General features: G+C 63.0%; 15 protein-coding genes. 11 read left to right on the top strand and 4 right to left on the bottom strand.

The window, feature by feature from the left end:
* Nucleotides 1-67: 67 nt before the first annotated feature.
* Genes flhB through ACOJCM_RS16125 form a run of 6 tightly spaced genes read left to right on the top strand, consistent with a single transcriptional unit; the run spans nt 68 to nt 7,317 of the window.
* Nucleotides 68-1,264 (top strand): flagellar biosynthesis protein FlhB, encoded by a 1,197-nt coding sequence (gene flhB, locus ACOJCM_RS16150; RefSeq protein ID WP_445213095.1) that lies wholly within the window; start codon nt 68-70, stop codon nt 1,262-1,264.
* Nucleotides 1,261-3,342, top strand: coding sequence for a flagellar biosynthesis protein FlhA (gene flhA / locus ACOJCM_RS16145; protein WP_445213094.1), 2,082 nt, complete (start codon nt 1,261-1,263; stop codon nt 3,340-3,342). The genes flhB and flhA overlap by 4 nt, the downstream gene beginning before the upstream one ends.
* Before the next feature lie 9 nt (nt 3,343-3,351).
* The gene (gene flhF / locus ACOJCM_RS16140; protein WP_445213490.1) at nt 3,352-5,544 is read left to right on the top strand and encodes a flagellar biosynthesis protein FlhF; all 2,193 of its coding nucleotides are present in this window, start codon (nt 3,352-3,354) and stop codon (nt 5,542-5,544) included.
* The gene (locus tag ACOJCM_RS16135) at nt 5,545-6,138 is read left to right on the top strand and encodes a hypothetical protein (protein ID WP_445213093.1); all 594 of its coding nucleotides are present in this window, start codon (nt 5,545-5,547) and stop codon (nt 6,136-6,138) included. It abuts the gene before it with no gap.
* 5 nt (nt 6,139-6,143) lie between these two features.
* On the top strand, nt 6,144-6,638 hold the full coding sequence (locus tag ACOJCM_RS16130; RefSeq protein ID WP_445213092.1) for a flagellar protein FlhE: 495 nt from the start codon (nt 6,144-6,146) through the stop codon (nt 6,636-6,638).
* On the top strand, nt 6,613-7,317 hold the full coding sequence (locus ACOJCM_RS16125) for an RNA polymerase sigma factor FliA (protein ID WP_445213091.1): 705 nt from the start codon (nt 6,613-6,615) through the stop codon (nt 7,315-7,317). Before ACOJCM_RS16130 ends, ACOJCM_RS16125 begins: the two co-directional genes overlap by 26 nt.
* On the opposite strand, the gene ACOJCM_RS16120 is transcribed toward ACOJCM_RS16125, so the two are convergent.
* On the bottom strand, nt 7,314-8,516 hold the full coding sequence (locus ACOJCM_RS16120) for an EAL and HDOD domain-containing protein (RefSeq protein WP_445213090.1): 1,203 nt from the start codon (nt 8,514-8,516) through the stop codon (nt 7,314-7,316). The two genes, ACOJCM_RS16125 and ACOJCM_RS16120, sit on opposite strands and share 4 nt — an antisense overlap.
* Nucleotides 8,517-8,603: 87 nt before the next feature.
* A complete protein-coding gene (locus ACOJCM_RS16115; protein ID WP_445213089.1) occupies nt 8,604-9,380 on the bottom strand; it encodes an EAL domain-containing protein in 777 nt (258 codons plus the stop codon).
* A gap of 227 nt (nt 9,381-9,607) precedes the next feature.
* Here ACOJCM_RS16115 and ACOJCM_RS16110 point away from each other — a divergent pair, with 227 nt between their 5' ends.
* From ACOJCM_RS16110 to ACOJCM_RS16100, 3 genes are read left to right on the top strand one after another with little or no spacing between them, the layout of a single operon-like run.
* Complete coding sequence (locus tag ACOJCM_RS16110) at nt 9,608-10,426, top strand: motility protein A (protein WP_445213088.1); 819 nt, start codon at nt 9,608-9,610, stop codon at nt 10,424-10,426.
* On the top strand, nt 10,419-11,093 hold the full coding sequence (locus ACOJCM_RS16105) for an OmpA/MotB family protein (protein WP_445213087.1): 675 nt from the start codon (nt 10,419-10,421) through the stop codon (nt 11,091-11,093). The genes ACOJCM_RS16110 and ACOJCM_RS16105 overlap by 8 nt, the downstream gene beginning before the upstream one ends.
* Before the next feature lie 41 nt (nt 11,094-11,134).
* Nucleotides 11,135-12,937 (top strand): putative bifunctional diguanylate cyclase/phosphodiesterase, encoded by a 1,803-nt coding sequence (locus ACOJCM_RS16100; protein ID WP_445213086.1) that lies wholly within the window; start codon nt 11,135-11,137, stop codon nt 12,935-12,937.
* Nucleotides 12,938-12,964: 27 nt separating this feature from the next.
* Here the strand turns inward: ACOJCM_RS16100 and argF are convergent, their stop codons facing one another.
* The gene (gene argF, locus ACOJCM_RS16095; protein ID WP_445213085.1) at nt 12,965-13,885 is read right to left on the bottom strand and encodes an ornithine carbamoyltransferase; all 921 of its coding nucleotides are present in this window, start codon (nt 13,883-13,885) and stop codon (nt 12,965-12,967) included.
* Nucleotides 13,886-14,046: 161 nt separating this feature from the next.
* Between argF and ACOJCM_RS16090 the strand changes: the two genes are divergently transcribed.
* On the top strand, nt 14,047-14,397 hold the full coding sequence (locus ACOJCM_RS16090) for a Grx4 family monothiol glutaredoxin (protein WP_445213084.1): 351 nt from the start codon (nt 14,047-14,049) through the stop codon (nt 14,395-14,397).
* Between the two features lie 211 nt (nt 14,398-14,608).
* A complete protein-coding gene (locus tag ACOJCM_RS16085; protein ID WP_445213083.1) occupies nt 14,609-15,253 on the top strand; it encodes an HPF/RaiA family ribosome-associated protein in 645 nt (214 codons plus the stop codon).
* Nucleotides 15,254-15,299: 46 nt separating this feature from the next.
* On the opposite strand, the gene rnt is transcribed toward ACOJCM_RS16085, so the two are convergent.
* Nucleotides 15,300-15,965 (bottom strand): ribonuclease T, encoded by a 666-nt coding sequence (gene rnt, locus ACOJCM_RS16080; protein ID WP_445213082.1) that lies wholly within the window; start codon nt 15,963-15,965, stop codon nt 15,300-15,302.
* Nucleotides 15,966-16,141 lie beyond the last annotated feature (176 nt).

The raw sequence follows: 16,141 nt of genomic DNA, 5'->3' as shown, positions 1-16,141 counted from the left end.
TTTTGGCGTATCGCCAGCCTGCCGTTGACGCCACAATGGCCACCGTGCGTAAAAGTGTGCGGGTGCCATGGCCGACGAGAGCAGTGATCAGGAAAAGACCGAAGAGGCCACGCCTCGACGCCTCGAGAAGGCGCGCGAGGAAGGTCAGGTTGCCCGCTCCCGGGAGCTCACCACCTTCATGCTCCTGCTGGGAGGCGTGGTCGGCATGTGGTCGATGGGCGCGCTGCTCTACGACCAGCTGGGGCTGGTGATGGAGCAGGCTTTTCTGTTCGAGCGTCGCCAGGCCTTCGAAACCGGCCCCATGCTGAGCAATGTGCTCGATCTTGGCAGCCGTACGCTGCTGACCATGCTGCCCTTGTTCTTGTTGCTTACCCTGGTGGCGCTGGTGGCACCGGCCCTGCTGGGGGGCTGGCTGATCTCAGCCAAGTCGCTCAAACCCCAGATGTCGAAGCTCAACCCGTTCAAGGGGCTTAAGCGCATGTTCGGCACGCAGGCACTGGTGGAGTTGTTCAAGGCAGTGGCCAAGTCGATCCTGATTGGTGGCGTCGGCATGGCGTACCTCTATTTCAACATCGGGGAGTACCTGGCGTTGATGAACCTGCCCACCAGCCAGGCACTGGCCCGCGCCCTGTGGATGGCGGCCGAAGCCTGCGGTCTGATGGTGCTGACGCTGCTGGTGGTGATCCTGATCGACGTTCCCTATCAGCTCTGGAGCCACGCCAAGAAGCTGCGCATGTCCAAGGAAGAGATCAAGCGTGAACACAAGGAGTCGGAGGGCGATCCGCACGTCAAGGCGCGCATCCGCTCGCAACAGCAGGCCATGGCGCGAAGCCGCATGATGAGCAAGGTACCGGAGGCCGACGTGATCATCACCAACCCTACCCATTATGCGGTGGCGTTACAGTACGACGAGGCGCGCATGGGCGCCCCCCGCGTGGTGGCCAAGGGTGCCGACATGGTGGCGGCGCGCATTCGCGAGCTTGGCGAGGAAGCCGGCGTACCGCTGTTGCAGGCACCGCCCCTGGCGCGTGCGTTGTACCATCACGTCGACCTCGACCACGAGATTCCGCTGGATCTGTATACCGCCGTGGCGGAGGTGCTGGCCTGGGCCTTCCGTCTCAAGCACGTTTCACGAGAGGGGGGAGAGGTGCCGCCTAAACCCGAGAACCTGACCATACCGCAAAGCCTGGAAATACCAGCCGCCGATGCGGTCGATGGTGCCACTGACCAAGGGCCGTCCGAGCCCGGCGGAGCTCGTCGATGAAATCCCTGAGTCATCTCATGGGGCGCCGCGACTGGATGGGCGACGTCCGCATGAAACTGCTGGCCGGCCCGATCCTGATCATCATGATCCTCGGCATGATGATCGTGCCGCTGCCGCCGTTCGCGCTCGATCTGCTCTTCACTTTCAACATCGCCCTGGCCGTGATGGTGCTGCTGGTCAGCATGTTCACCCAGAAGCCGCTCGACTTTGCCGCGTTTCCGGCGGTGCTGCTGTTCACTACGTTGCTGCGCCTGTCGCTCAACGTGGCCTCTACCCGGGTCATCCTCATGGAAGGCCATCAGGGCGGCGACGCGGCCGGCAAGGTCATCGAGGCCTTCGGCGAATTCCTCATCGGCGGCAACTTCGCCGTGGGTCTGGTGGTGTTCCTGATTCTCGTCATCATCAACTTCATGGTCATCACCAAGGGTGCGGGCCGGATTGCCGAGGTCGGTGCGCGCTTCATGCTCGATGCCATGCCGGGCAAGCAGATGGCCATCGATGCCGATCTCAACGCCGGTCTGATCGGCGAGGAGGAGGCGCGTAGCCGTCGCGGCGAAGTCGCTCAGGAGGCCGATTTCTACGGCTCGATGGACGGGGCCAGCAAGTTCGTTCGCGGCGATGCCATGGCCGGCCTGGTCATCATGGTGGTCAACGTCATCGGCGGGCTGCTGATCGGCATGCTGCAACATGGCATGGGCTTCGGCGATGCCGCACGGACCTACACCCTGATGACCATCGGCGACGGCCTGGTGGCCCAGATTCCCGCTCTGGTCATTTCCACCGCTGCAGGCGTGACCGTGTCCCGGGTCAATACCGAGCAGGACGTCGGGCAGCAGATGATCAGCCAGCTGTTCGTCAATCCCCAGGTGCTGGTGCTGGCGGCCCTGGTCATGGGGCTCCTGGGCCTGGTGCCGGGCATGCCCAACCTGGTCTTCCTGATCTTCACCGTATTGCTGGCCGGCCTGGCCTGGATGTTGACGCGCCAGAAGGAGCAGCGCCTGGTGGAGAAGGAGCTCAGCACCGCGCCGCCACCTCAGCCGGAGGCGCCGGAGGCCAGCTGGGACGACGTCCAGCTGGTGGATACGCTGGGCCTGGAAGTCGGGCACAGGTTGATCCCGCTGGTGGATCAGCGCCAGGACGGCGAGCTGCTGGGACGGATCAAGAGCGTACGCAAGAAGTTCGCCCAGGAAGTTGGCTTCCTTCCCGCCGTGGTGCACATCCGCGACAACCTCGAGTTGGGGGCCAACACCTATGTGATCACCCTCAAGGGGGCCGAGATCGGTCGCGCCGAAGCGTTTCCGGGTCAATGGTTGGCCATCGACCCCGGTCAGGTCACCGGCCAGCTCCAGGGCTCACCCACTTCCGATCCGGCTTTCGGGCTGCCGGCGGTCTGGATCGATGCCGGCCAGCGCGAGCACGCCCAGGTTTACGGCTACACCGTGGTGGACGCCGGTACGGTGATCGCCACCCATCTCAATCACCTGCTGCATCGGCATGCACCCGAGATGCTGGGGCGTCAGGAGGTGCAGAAGCTACTCGATAAATTGGGTGAAGAGCAGAAATCGCTGGTCGAGGACGTGGTACCCAAGGCGGTCAACCTCACGGCACTGCAGCGCATTCTGCAGAACCTGCTGGAAGAGGACGTCTCGATTCGCGACATGCGCACTATCCTGGATACCTTGGCGGAGTACGCGCCACACCAGCAGGATACCAATGAGCTGACCGCGCTGGTGCGGATAGCGCTGGGTCGGGCGATAACCCAGCAGTGGTTCCCGGGGCGCGATACGCTGAATGTGATAGGCCTCGATGCCCAGCTTGAACAGGTTCTGCTGCAGGCCATGAACGGTAACGGGGCGCTCGAGCCGGGGCTGGCAGAAACGTTGATGAAGCAGGCCGAACAGGCCGTGGAGCGGCATGAAGCCAGCGGTGAGCCGCCCGTGCTGGTGGTGCAACACAGCCTGCGTCCGCTGCTGTCCCGCTTCCTGCGTCGGCGCATGCGTCATCTGGTTGTCATGTCGCAGGCGGAAATACCCGATGACAGGACACTGCGCGTCACGACGCTGGTAGGAGGTCGATAAATGAGTGTGATGCGATTCCTCGCTGCTAACAGCCGCGACGCCATGCGCCAGGTGCGTGCGGCCCTGGGCGATGAGGCTCTGATCCTGGCCAATCGACGCACCGAGCAAGGCGTCGAGATCCTGGCGATGGCCGAATCCGCCGCATCGCAGCCCACCGATGCGTTATCCGCCGAGACGCCTGCGCCTGCGCCTACGCCGGCACCAGCTGCCCAATCCGACCCGGCGCAGGCCTTCGAGGCCATGAGCGCGCGGCTGCTCGAGGAGATGCGCGACATGCGTGCGCTTCTCACACGCGGGCATGACCGGCCGGGAGCGGCCGGCACGGTTGCCGAGCAGCTCGTGCAGGTGATGCTCGAGGCCGGCTTTGGCCAGACGCTCGCAGGCGAGGTGGTGTCGGCACTGCCGGAAGAGCTGGCAAGCCATGCGGAGGTGGACGACCGCGCCATGAGCTGGCTCACGCGTCAGCTCGTCCGGCGGCTTGAAGGGCTCGAGGACGAAGCCGCCTTCATGGATCGTGCCGGTATCGTGGCACTGATCGGCCCCACCGGGGTGGGCAAGACCACCACCACGGCCAAACTGTCGGCTCGCTATGTCATGCGCCACGGCACTCGCCCGGTGGCACTGGTCACCACGGACAGCTTCCGAATCGGGGCCCACGAGCAGTTGCGCATCTATTCGCGGCTGCTGGACGTGCCCATGTACGCGCTCAATGCCGACCAGCCGGTTTCCGACCTGCTGGAGCGGATGAAAGGGAAGTCCTGGATCATCATCGACACGGTGGGCATGAGCCAGCGCGACCAGCGTGTCATCGAGCAGGTCGGGCACTTGCGCGGCGGTGACATACCGGTACGCCTGGTGTTGCTGCTCAATGCGGCCAGCCAGCCCGAAACCCTGGAGGAAGTTGTGGTGCGCTACCGACAGGCGGCCCAGGCGGCCGGCGGTGAGCTGCTCGACTGTATCATCACCAAGCAGGACGAGGCGGGCAGGCTGGCACCGGTGCTGGATATCGTGATGCGCCACGGACTGCGGCTGCTGTTCGTCTCGCACGGTCAGCGTGTACCGGAGGATATGGCCCTGGCGGATCCCACTGCCCTGATCGAACAGTGTCTTGCCAGTCGCGTGCCGCTGACGCGCTCGATGGCCCTTCCAACCCCGGCGGAGACGTTCGGGCGGGGCGGCGGCTTGCTGGGACAGGGTCGCCGGCTGGCCTCGGTACTGCAGGCGTTGCGCCAGCGCCTGCCCGGTTTCGACGGTCTGGAGTCGGTATGGAACCTGCTTGGCTTGCCTGCGTCGATTCAACAGCAGCGCCTTGATGCGTTGCTGGCCGACTATCCGCGGACCGGTCAGGCACTCGGCATGCTCTGGAGCGAGCGGCGACGGGTATCCGGTGAGCCTTGGGCGATGCCCGATCTGGCACTCAGCCCCGAGGGTACTTGGCTGGCGTTGCCATTGTTACAGCATCGCCAGGTGGCGGGTCAGCAGGCGCGCCTCGAGGCGGCTTTCGAGCGGCACGGCATCGGCGTGCACCTGTTGAACGGTCTCCCTGACGGCGAAGCGGGCGAATGGCTGGAGCGCCAGGAGCTGATGTGGTGCAGTCAGGTGCGGGGCAGCCTGCGGGTCGAGCATGGCGGTGAGCGGCAGAGCCTGGCTGGACTCGAGAGCATCGCCGAAACCGTAGGCGAAATCCGTTGCCGCTTTCGAGGAGCCGCTGCGCGCCTGTTCCTCGGCACGTTGCCGATCGGCGTGACGTTCAGGAGCGGCCGGCGCGATCAGGCGAACCTCATTGCAAGCGCCTGGTTCGGCGAGATTCGCGATGAAGAGAGCGGCAAGTCGCTGGTTCGGCGTTACTGGATCGCTCCTGCACGGCTGGGACACGAGCCGAAACCCTTGTTACTTACGCTGTTACAGGGTGATGTCCTGCCGCAGTTGACTCGCCGGGCCTGGCAGCGCCTGGATTCCGCCGAATTGGGCGAGTTGCGCGCCGACGTCCGCCTGCTCATGGCCAGTGGGCTGGCAACCGTGGCGGCCCACCTGGACCTGTCGGATGACGATGCGGCAATGGACCTCAGGGCCGAGTTGCTCGGCCTCGGTGGCGGTCGTCGTCGCCGTCGCGATGTGGCGCTGCTCGAAGCGCTAATACAACTCTTCCTGGTGCGCGATACCATTCGCCACCTTGGCCTAGGTGAAAGGGAGACAGGCTAGATGGGACGGGACCAGGCCGCAGGCTTGCGCCAATGGGCGAACGGAAATGCGCAGGATGAATGCCCGACACACGTGGCCGAGATGCTGGTCGAACTGGCCTCGGGTATGACGCCGGATGACGTAGCACCGCAGAGCGTTGCGCGGCCGTCAACCAGGCCCGCCGCCGCCCGTGCACCGGTGCCGCCGTCACGACCGGCGCGCTCCGAACAGGAATTGACATTGATGGTGCTGGGTCTGCCGGGCACCGCCGAGCGACACACGGCAAGGGTGACCGAGCTGCTGGAGAGCTGGTCGCGGGAAGGGCGGCGTTGGGTAGGGGATCCGCGCGCCTGGCGCATCGTGGCATTGCCGATCACCAGCCCGCATCTGCCGCTGCTTGCCGAACAGCAGTCCCACTGGGCGCTGTGGGTGGATGACGATCTGGAAGCCTTCCGCCGGGGCTACCGCATGCTCAAGCGGATCGCCGAACAAGGCGGGCCGCAACGCTTGATCGCGGTCCACCCGCCGGGTGTCGGGCGTCAGGGGCTCCTGTCCAACCTCCAGTACGTCGCCGAGGAGTATTTCGGCATCGAGCTGCTGGTGTTGGCAAGATGACGTTCATGATGCTTCGCCTCGTGGTGCTGTTGGCCGCTAGTGGCGTGTGGGCGGGTATGACCCAGGCGGCAGGGAGCTGGATTGCGTCGGCGCCTGCCCTGCAGGTGGTGATGGCCGATCGCCGCATGTCGTCTGCCGCTATGCTGCCGCCCTCGCCCGAATTGGCCCGGGGGCAGGTGATGGGGCGGGTCGGCTGGCAGTACCAGCATGCAGGCGGAAGCGAAGTGAATGCCTGGCTCTGCCACGCGGGAGATTGCGTGCCGCTACCGGGGCCGCGAGGGCAGACAGATTCCCTGGCGGGCATGCCGGCCGATACGCCAATCTATTTCCAGTTTTCACTGCAGGATCGCCGCCAGCGCGCCGTGACCCTGCAGGGGCTGCAGGTCATCGTCAATCATGAGAGCCTGCAAGAGCCTGTCCCGTCGAACGTGAAATTCGACAATCGAGGGAATCGTCAGCCGCGAGAGCAAGAGCATGTACACAGCACGAGGCAAGATTGAGCAGGCGAACCTGCTGGATGAGTACCTGCCGTTGGTCAGGCGTCAGGCGCTGTCGATGCAAGTGCGGCTACCCGCCAGTATCGAACTCGATGACCTGATCCAGGCCGGCACGGTGGGGCTATTGGAAGCCATGGGCCGCTTCGATGCGACCCAGGGGGCGAGCTTCGCTACCTTTGCCAGCCAGCGCATCCGAGGCGCCATGCTCGATGAATTGCGCAGCCGTGACTGGTTGCCGCGCAGCGTAAGGCGCAACGCACGTGCGGTCGACGAGGCCGTGCGGCGGCTGGAGCAGAAGCTGGGCAGGCCGGCGGAAGAGAACGAGATTGCCACCGAACTCGATATGGCCCTTGAGGAGTATCGTCAGCTGCTCAGCGACACCAACAGCGGCCACCTGCTGCCCTTCGAGGCGCTCATGGCCGAAGGCGTCGAGCCGGGGATCGAAGATGCCTCCATCGATACGCCATTCCATAACCTGCTGGATGAAGAGAAGCGCCAGCAGCTGGTCGAAGGGATTGAGGCATTGCCCGAGCGCGAGAAACTGTTGATGGCGCTGTATTACCAGGAGGAGCTCAACCTCAAGGAGATCGGGGTCGTACTTGGCGTCACCGAGTCACGGGTGTGCCAATTGCATAGCCAGGCGGTGAGCCGGTTGCGGGCGCGCCTGGCCGAAGCCAGCTAGAGATTGTCCATGAGGGCCTTGGTGCACGCCAGCGCGTTCATGTAGCAGTTGTGAAGCCGATCGGCAGGCACTTCGTCGATCGCCTCTTCGACCTGGCGTTCATGGTTCTCGCACAGCGTCAGCACGGCGCCGAGCGGGCCCTCGCGCCGCTTGAGGGCGTCGATGATCGGCTCGCCCAGCGGCAGCTGGTCGAGCAGGGTGGCGCGGTCCTCCTCGAGCAGTGCATCCATCATCGAGAACAGACCGGTAGTGAAGGCGTCTTCGGCGTCGAGTGACGGGAAGGGAGCTGCCAGGTTGCGGCACATGAACGCGCGAATAAGCGCCATGCGCAACACGATGCGAGAGGAGGGTTGCAGGCTGGCGAGAGTCAGCGTCAGGATCAACCGGCGTAGCTCGATCAGCCCCAGTATCTGTACCGCACGATGCAGATCGACCTCTCTCCCCCCGCGATTGAAGTAAGTCGAATTGGCGCGGCGCAGGATGGCCACGTGCAGGTGGGGAACCTGAACCACCAGTTCGTGCAGCCGGTTGAGGTCGCTGTTGTCCTCGTAGAGGGCGCGAATCAGGCGGATCTGTGCGGCGCGGTTGCCATGTCGCCCGCGGGGCGGCGAAGCGATATAGCTGGGTTTTGCCAGGTAGTGGCCGTTGTAGTAGTCGCAGCCCATTACCCGATAGCTGTCGAGTTCCTCGCGGCTCTCCAGGTTTTCCACGAGCAGCTTGATGTTGCGTGCCGGGAGTTTCTCCAGGGTCGCATTGTCGAGATCGCCGGGGGAAAAGAGCTGGATGATATCGCAGCGCCCGAGCATGGCCTCCAGGTCCTGCTTGAGCAGGTGCGACGGCACGATGACCCGGTAGCCTCGTTCACGGATGTCGTCGAGGCGTGCGAGCAGTTCGGCGTCGATCGTGCGGGCCTCGGCAATGCCGAGCGCCAGCCGCGGTGCCGGGGTGGGCAGAAGGTCGGGGCGATCCAGCCACTCCAGTGGCAGCTCGACGAACAATGTCCTGTCGCCCAGCAGGCCACTGTCGCCTAGTTCATAGACGGCACTGGCCAGCGCCCTGGCGGTGGCGGCCATGAGATCATCGGCTTCGGTATCGGTGTGCTGGCTGTAAACCAGACGATCCGCCACATGGTGATGGCTGGCATCGTGAACCGGATGGAGGGCGATGGTGAAAGGCTCTGTGTCCCTTTGCTCGGACATACTGCTTGGCTCCCCTGCTGAGTGTTTTGCGCACCCAGGAATGATCGCATGTTTCTCAATGTAACGGTCGTGATGGAACCGCTTTTTCTACAATGCTTGACGCAGTACCGAGAGGCCTGGCTCCAGGTTCGGCGCCAAGCTCTCGAGACTGGGACGAGCATAGTAGAAACCCTGTTGCTGAAGCAGGCCATGGCGGCCAAGCCACAGGGCTTCTTCGCGTGTTTCCACGCCTTCGGCAACCAGGTCGATGCCGAGCTCGTGGGCCAGGCCGACCAGAGCCTTGAGTATCACCTGACGACGAGAGTCATGATGGCAGTTCATCACCAGCGCACGGTCGATCTTGAGTCGGTCCGGCTCCAACTCCGCCAGCAGGTCGAGGTTGGCGAAGCCGTTCCCGAAGTCGTCCAGGGCGGTAACGAAGCCCATGCTGCGGTAGGCCTGGATGATATGGCGCAAGTGTTGATGGTCCTGCACTTTTTCGCTTTCGGTGACTTCGAACACCAGCCGTTCGGTCGGCCAGCCAACCTTCTCTGCGGTCGCCAGTGTCGCCTGGATGCAGGCTTGCGGTTCGTAGACGGCATTGGGCAGGAAGTTGATCGAAAGGCTTTCGCTCATGCCGAGCTGGCTGGCGAGCTCGATGGCACGGATGCGGCAGGCCTGGTCAAAGCGATAGAGAAGGCGGGGCGTCACCTGCGCCAGAATGCTGGCGGCGGATTGCCCGTTTGGTCCCCTGACCAGGGCCTCGTAGGTCGTGATCCGGGTTGTCGCCAGGTCGATGATCGGCTGGAAGGCCATGGTGAACTCGAACGGCAGTACCCCCTCGCAGCGTTCGCAGTGTCCCTCCCTATCGGCACATCGATGCATGGCGGCTCCTCTCTGATTGTTCGTCCGGTTGGTGTCGTTCCAGTGCGTCGCATGCCGCCGGTCAGAACCCTATCTTCCGTATCGGCCGCTGGGCGGGGAACTTAAGCTATGTACAAAACTTGATCTGAATCAATGACCCAACGGCAATATCAAGTCATCGCTAAAGTGACCGCTTATGTTGCCGATCTTTTCCGCTAGACTCGATGCCTTGCATCACAGGAGCCCGAATGAATCCATCAACCATTATCGGTATGTTCGCCAGCATCGTGTTGCTGGTCAGCGTACTGTTCTTCACCGCAGAATCGCCCCAGAGTTTCTTGAACCTGCCGGGCCTTGCCATAGTGCTGGCCGGCACCATGGCGGCAACGTTCATCAGTTATCCGCTGAAGGAAGTCGTCCGGGTGGTGCGTCTGGTGGGATTGGTATTCCGGCGCGAGAACACCTATATGCGCGACGATATCAAGGAGCTGGTGGACATATCCCGACTCTGGTTCAAGGGCGATGTGCGTGCCGTGGAGGCAGCGCTGGAAAAGGCGCGCAACCCCTTCCTTCGTACCGGTATCCAACTGGTTATTGCGAATACCAAGGAAGATGAGATCTTCGACCTGCTGCGCTGGCGAATCGCCCGGCTCAAGGCAAGGGAGCATGCCGAGGCGCAGATCTTTCGTACCATGGCGACCTATGCGCCCGCCTTCGGCATGATCGGTACCCTGGTGGGGCTGGTCAACATGCTGGAGGTGATGGAGTCGGGCGATCTGCACGTGATCGGACCGCGCATGGCCGTAGCTCTCCTCACCACTTTCTACGGCATCCTGTTAGCCAATCTGGTATTCAAGCCGATTGCCGTGAAACTCGAACGGCGGACCGAGGAGCGCTTGATCGCCATGAACATGGTCTTCGAGGGGATATCGCTGATCACCAAGCGACGCCTGCCGTCCTTCATCGAAGAAACACTCAACTCCTTCGTCGCCAGCTACCACGATGAGATCCGCGACCCTGAAGTGGCCAGGCGCGGCGATTCCGACGAGCAGGCGCAGAATGCTTGATCGCAGCATGCGCGACATGCTGGCTCCCCCCGAGGTTGGCGACGGCGAGGGAGAAAGCTGGCTGGTGAGCTACCTGGACGTGCTGACGCTGCTCATCACGTTGTTCGTGCTGTTGCTCTCGCTGGCCGGCAACGGCCTGGCTATCCAGGGCAGCCGGCACGGCGGCGAAGCCGTAGCCCTTGTCTCACCGCAGGCCGAAGCCGCGGCTCGCATGGTGGCAGGGGCGGGCCTCAAACCGCGCCACGATGGCTTGCAGCCGCGCTTCCCGGGGCTTGCCATCGAGGGGGTCAGCGTGGCCGAGGGGCAGCAGGGCATTATCCTGCGCATAGACGACAATCTGTTGTTCGACAGTGGGCAAGCGATACTCACCGCGCAAGGGCGAGAGGTATTGAGCCGTCTGCGAGACGTTCTCGAGACGTTCGAGGGCGATATCTCGGTGGAAGGGCATACCGACAGCCTCCCCATCGCCACCTCGCGCTTCCCCTCCAACTGGGAACTTTCCTCGGGGCGGGCCATTGCCGTGCTGCGCTATCTCACTGAGCTTGGCCTTCCTGCCGCGCGGATGCGGGCGGTAGGTTATGCCGAGACACGGCCGCTGGAGAGCAACGCAACAATGGAGGGGCGGGCCTCCAACCGCCGTGTCGAGCTGCTGCTTCATCAAGGCTAGGCTGCCTAGCTTGGCCTCTAACACCTATAGGACTGCCGCTCATGCTTGGATGGTTGTTTGCTGGACTGCTGGGAATGCTGCTGGCGCATACCAAAAGAGAGTTACACCAGAGCGATAAGGCCCTGCATCGGCTCAACGAATCCCTTCAGCCAGAACTCCAAATCGCCGCCCTGGCATTCGATACTCATCTGGGTATGTTCATCACCGATGCCGGCGGCGCCATTCGCAAGGTGAACGCCACCTTCGAACGCATCACCGGTTATACCACCGGGGAGGTGCTGGGCAAGAACCCGAGAATACTCAACTCAGGACGGCATGATGCCGACTTCTATCGTTCAATGTGGGATAGCATCCGGGAGCATGGCAGTTGGCAGGGTGAGGTCTGGAACCGGCGCAAGAACGGCGATACCTATCCCCAATGGGTCACGATCAGTGCGGTACGGGACAAGACCGGCCATGTCAGCAGTTACGTGGCGACGCTCAGCGATATCTCGGTGCGCCGCGCCGCCGAACAGGAAGCGCATCGCCTCGCATTCTACGACCCGCTGACGGGATTGCCCAACCGGCGCATGCTGATCGACCGTCTGACCCAGGCCATGCAGAGCGCTGATAGCCATGAGCGGCAAGGCGTTCTGATGTTCGTCGACCTGGACGGGTTCAAGCAGGTCAACGACACTCTGGGCCATCAGGCGGGCGATGAGTTGCTGCGGATCATGGCCGGTCGCATCGGCGAAGCAAGCCGTGATATCCAGCTGGTGGCCCGACTGGGAGGAGACGAGTTCGTCATTCTGGCCGAGAGGCTGGGTGAAACGATCATGGCTGCCTCTCAGCAGGCTGAACGAATCGCGATTCGGCTGTTGGCGATGCTGGCCGAACCCTGCCGACTCGGAGAGCGACGCCATCTGCTGTCGGGCAGTATCGGTGTAACTCTGTTGAATGATGGTGCCGAAGATGCTGAGGCCTGCCTGCAGCAGGCCGAGATGGCGATGTACCAGGCCAAGCAGGCCGGCCGCAATACCTGGCGCTTTTTTGACCCCAGCATGCAGGCAGAGGCCATGCGTCGGGCAATCCTCGAGAGCGATCTGCGTCAGGCGGTGCGGCGCGACGAGTTGCAGCTCTATTGTCAGGTTCAGGTCGACCGACAAGGCGAAGTGACCGGAGTCGAGGCGCTGCTGCGCTGGCAACATCCGGAGTACGGCATGGTGACGCCCTACGATTTCATCGCCATTGCCGAAGAAAGCTACCTGATTATCTCGATTGGAGAATGGGTGTTGGAGACGGCCTGTCGTCAGCTAGTCGAGTGGGCCAACAGGTCGCAAACCGCGGACCTGAGCATCGCCGTCAATATCAGCCCGATGCAGTTCCAGCAGCCCGACTTCGTTGACCGGCTGGGAACGATTCTCGAACGGACCGGGGCCGATCCGACACGGCTCAAGCTGGAGCTGACCGAGAACCTGTTCATGGAACAGCCGGACGCCGTGCGCGATACCATGCAGTGCCTCAAGGCGCTCGGCGTGCGCTTCGCCCTCGATGACTTTGGAACTGGCTACTCGTCGCTGAGCTATCTCAACCGCCTGCCGCTCGACCAGCTCAAGATCGACCAGTCTTTCGTGCGCCCGCTGTTCGAGGATAGCGCCAATGCGGTGATCTGTGCCTCGATCATCGACCTGGGACGCAACCTTGGGCTTGAGGTGATCGCAGAGGGTGTGGAGTCTCGGGAACATCGCGACTGGCTGGAACATCAGGGTTGCCATGCCTTCCAGGGCTACCTGTTCGGTCGTCCACTGCCAGCGGGGGAACTCCGTGAACAGCTCGAGGCTCGGCGCTGCAACGCCGGGCATTGAATCCCGGCGCAGCAGCGGAAAAGAGGGTCAGTGGTCGACCCGGCCCAGCAGCAGGAATTCGATGAGCGCCTTCTGGGCATGCAGGCGGTTTCCGGCTTCCTGCCAGACGACCGCGCGCGGGTCGTCGAGCAGGGTCTCGCTGATCTCCTCGCCGCGATGGGCGGGCAGGCAGTGCAGGAAAAGAACATCGGGCTTGGCGAGATCGAGCAGTGCCTCGCTGACCTGGAAGCCGGCGAAATCCGCCTCGCGCCTGGCCTGCTCCTCTTCCTGGCCCATCGAAGCCCAGACATCGGTCGTTACCAGATCGGCCCCGGCCACCGCCTCGGCGGGGTCTCGAAGCAGGGCGACCCGGTCACCTGCGGCGTCGAGGATGTCCCGGCGCGGTTCATAGCCCTCGGGGCAGCAGACACGCAGCTGGAAGTCGAACTGGCGCGCGGCGTTGATCCACGAATGGCACATGTTATTGCCGTCACCGATCCATACCGCCGTGCGTCCGCGTACGCTGCCGCGCAGCTCGGTCCATGTCATCACGTCGGCCAGCAGCTGGCAGGGGTGGTAATCGTCGGAGAGCGCGTTGATCACCGGCACCGTGCTGGCACCCGCATACGTCTCGAGGCCGGCATGGGAGAAGGTACGGATCATGACGATATCGACCATCTCAGCGAGCACTCGTGCGGTATCCTCGATCGGCTCGCCGCGCCCGAGCTGAGTGTCGCGCGGCGAGAGGAACAGCGCATGACCCCCGAAGTGGGCCATGGCTGTCTCGAAGGAGACCCGGGTACGCGTGGAGGATTTCTCGAAGATCATCGCCAGCGTGCGGTTGGTGAACGGGGCGTAGGTCGGCCCTTGGGCACGCAGGCGGTTCTTGATCGTGATGGCGCGCTGGATGAGGTAGTGCAATTCTTCGGGACTCAGATCCAGCAGGGTCAGAAAATGGCGTGTCGCCATGGCGATCTCTCCGCGCGAAAAAACCACCATCCTATCCAGCCTGTGGGGGATGCGCAATTCGCTCCTCATCAGTAGAATGGGGCCATGAGTAAAAGGCCGAGTGCCGCGCTCGGGTATTTTTCATCCGGCGGCCTCGGCACCACGATCCAAAGGGAGCGCACATGAGCACTACCATCGAGAACATCCAGCGCCAGATCAGCGAAAACCCCATTCTGATCTACATGAAAGGTTCGCCGCAGCTGCCGCAGTGCGGTTTTTCCGCTCAGACGGTACAGGCCCTTATGTCCTGTGGCGAGCGCTTCGCTTTCGTCAACGTGCTGGATAACCCCGACATTCGTTCCGAGCTGCCCAAGTACGCCAACTGGCCGACCTTCCCTCAGCTGTGGGTGGAAGGCGAACTGGTAGGCGGCTGCGACATCGTGGCCGAGATGCACCAGAGCGGCGAGCTTGAAAAACTGATCAAGGACGCGGCGGCACGCGCCAAGGCCAAGGAAGAGGGCGGTGACGCCTGATTTCACGTCGTAAGACATGTCCTCTCAAGGCCCGTGAGCTTCGGCTCGCGGGCCTTGTGTCTTTTGGGGAGGACAACACTGAAGTTACTTAGTGACACCAAATGCCCGCTCAAGGATGATTGAAATAGACCTCGCAGGCTACCACGCTGGTTCTTGAAGGCCGGAAATGGATTCAGGCTAAGGAAGCTTCAAGGCAGGGAGGTAGTTCAGCATGCAGACACCCTTGGAAATCACTTACCAGCATGTGTCACGCTCCGAATGGATTGACGAATACGTGAGGTCGCGCGTGGCCAAGCTCGAGCACTACAATCGCGACATCGTTTCCTGCCGGGTCGTCATCGAGCAGACCCAGAACCCCCATAGAACTGGCAACCCCTATCGAGCGCTCGTCGAGGTTACCCTGCCGGCCAAGGGCGAGCTCGTGGCCGAAAAGAGCGACAAGGTCACCGATCCCCAGGTTCAGCTGCGTCCCATCATTCGCAATGCCTTCGAGGCGATGGAGAAGCAGCTCAAGAAGCAGACGGCCAAACGCGACGGCAAGGTCAAGCAGCACAACGACGAACCGCTGCCCCCGGTGGCGACCGTCGTGCGGATTTTCGATAAGGACGGCTACGGCTTCCTCAAGAGCATCAGCGGACAGGAGTACTACTTCCACCGCAATGCCGTGATGCACAGCGACTTCGACCGGCTGACCGTGGGTACCCGGGTACGCTTCGAGCCCAATGAGGGTGACGAGGGCCTACAAGCCAGCTCCGTTCAGATCATCGACAAGCCCGGCGTCGGCGGTTCCGCCGATGGCGAGAACGATCTCGATATGCCCGCGGGCTGGGAGCAGGATACCGGCACCCGCCATTGAGCGTGACGCAGCGGGGCCTGGAGATTCCGACTGAGCCGATTGGCCTCTAGAGATCTTCGAGGCCCTGCTCGCGCTGCGCCAGCGCCCACCCCCCCAGATCCTTGTAGCGGTTGACGATGGCGCAGAACAGCTCCGCGGTGCGTTCGGTGTCGTAGCGCGCCGAGTGCGCCTCCTGATTGTCGAAGGCAATGCCCGCCGCGCGGCATGCTCGCGCCAGCACCGTCTGGCCGTAGACCAGTCCCGCCAGGCTGGCGGTATCGAAGCTGGAGAAGGGGTGGAAGGGATTGCGCTTGATGCCGCAGCGGTTGACCGCGGCATTGAGGAAGCCGTGGTCGAAGGCGGCGTTGTGGCCTACCAGCACCGCACGGGTGCAACCGTGGGCCTTGATGGCCTTGCGTACCGGACGAAAGATTTCCCCGAGCGCTTCGGCTTCCGAGAGGGCGACCTGCTGGCGCAGCGGGTCGTCGAGCTTGATGCCGGTAAAGTCCAGCGCCGATTGCTCGACGTTGGCCCCTGAGAACGGCTGCACATGGTAGGCATAGGTGGCATCCGGCATCAGGTTGCCCTCCGGATCCATGCTGAGCGTCACGGCGGCGATCTCGAGTATGGCGTCGCGTTCCGGGTTGAACCCCCCGGTCTCGAGGTCCACCACCACCGGCAGGAAACTGCGAAACCGCTGGGCCATCAACTCGCGAGTGATCGCCTCGCTCATGCGCCTCTCCTCATCATGTGTCTCTCTTCGTCTCATGGCCGGAAACGTCGCCTTTCATGCGACGAGCGGCGAGGCCGGGCCGGCTCTCATGGGCAAAAAGTCTATCAGTTCGGCCGCGATACGTCCTGCCGCCGGTATTCGCCGGGCGACAGCCACGCTATACTTTCCCTCTTGTG

The sequence above is a fragment of the Billgrantia hypersalina genome, from assembly GCF_052584175.1.
Note: the sequence above shows the minus strand (reverse complement) of the source record. Positions and strands in the feature narration are given on the sequence as shown.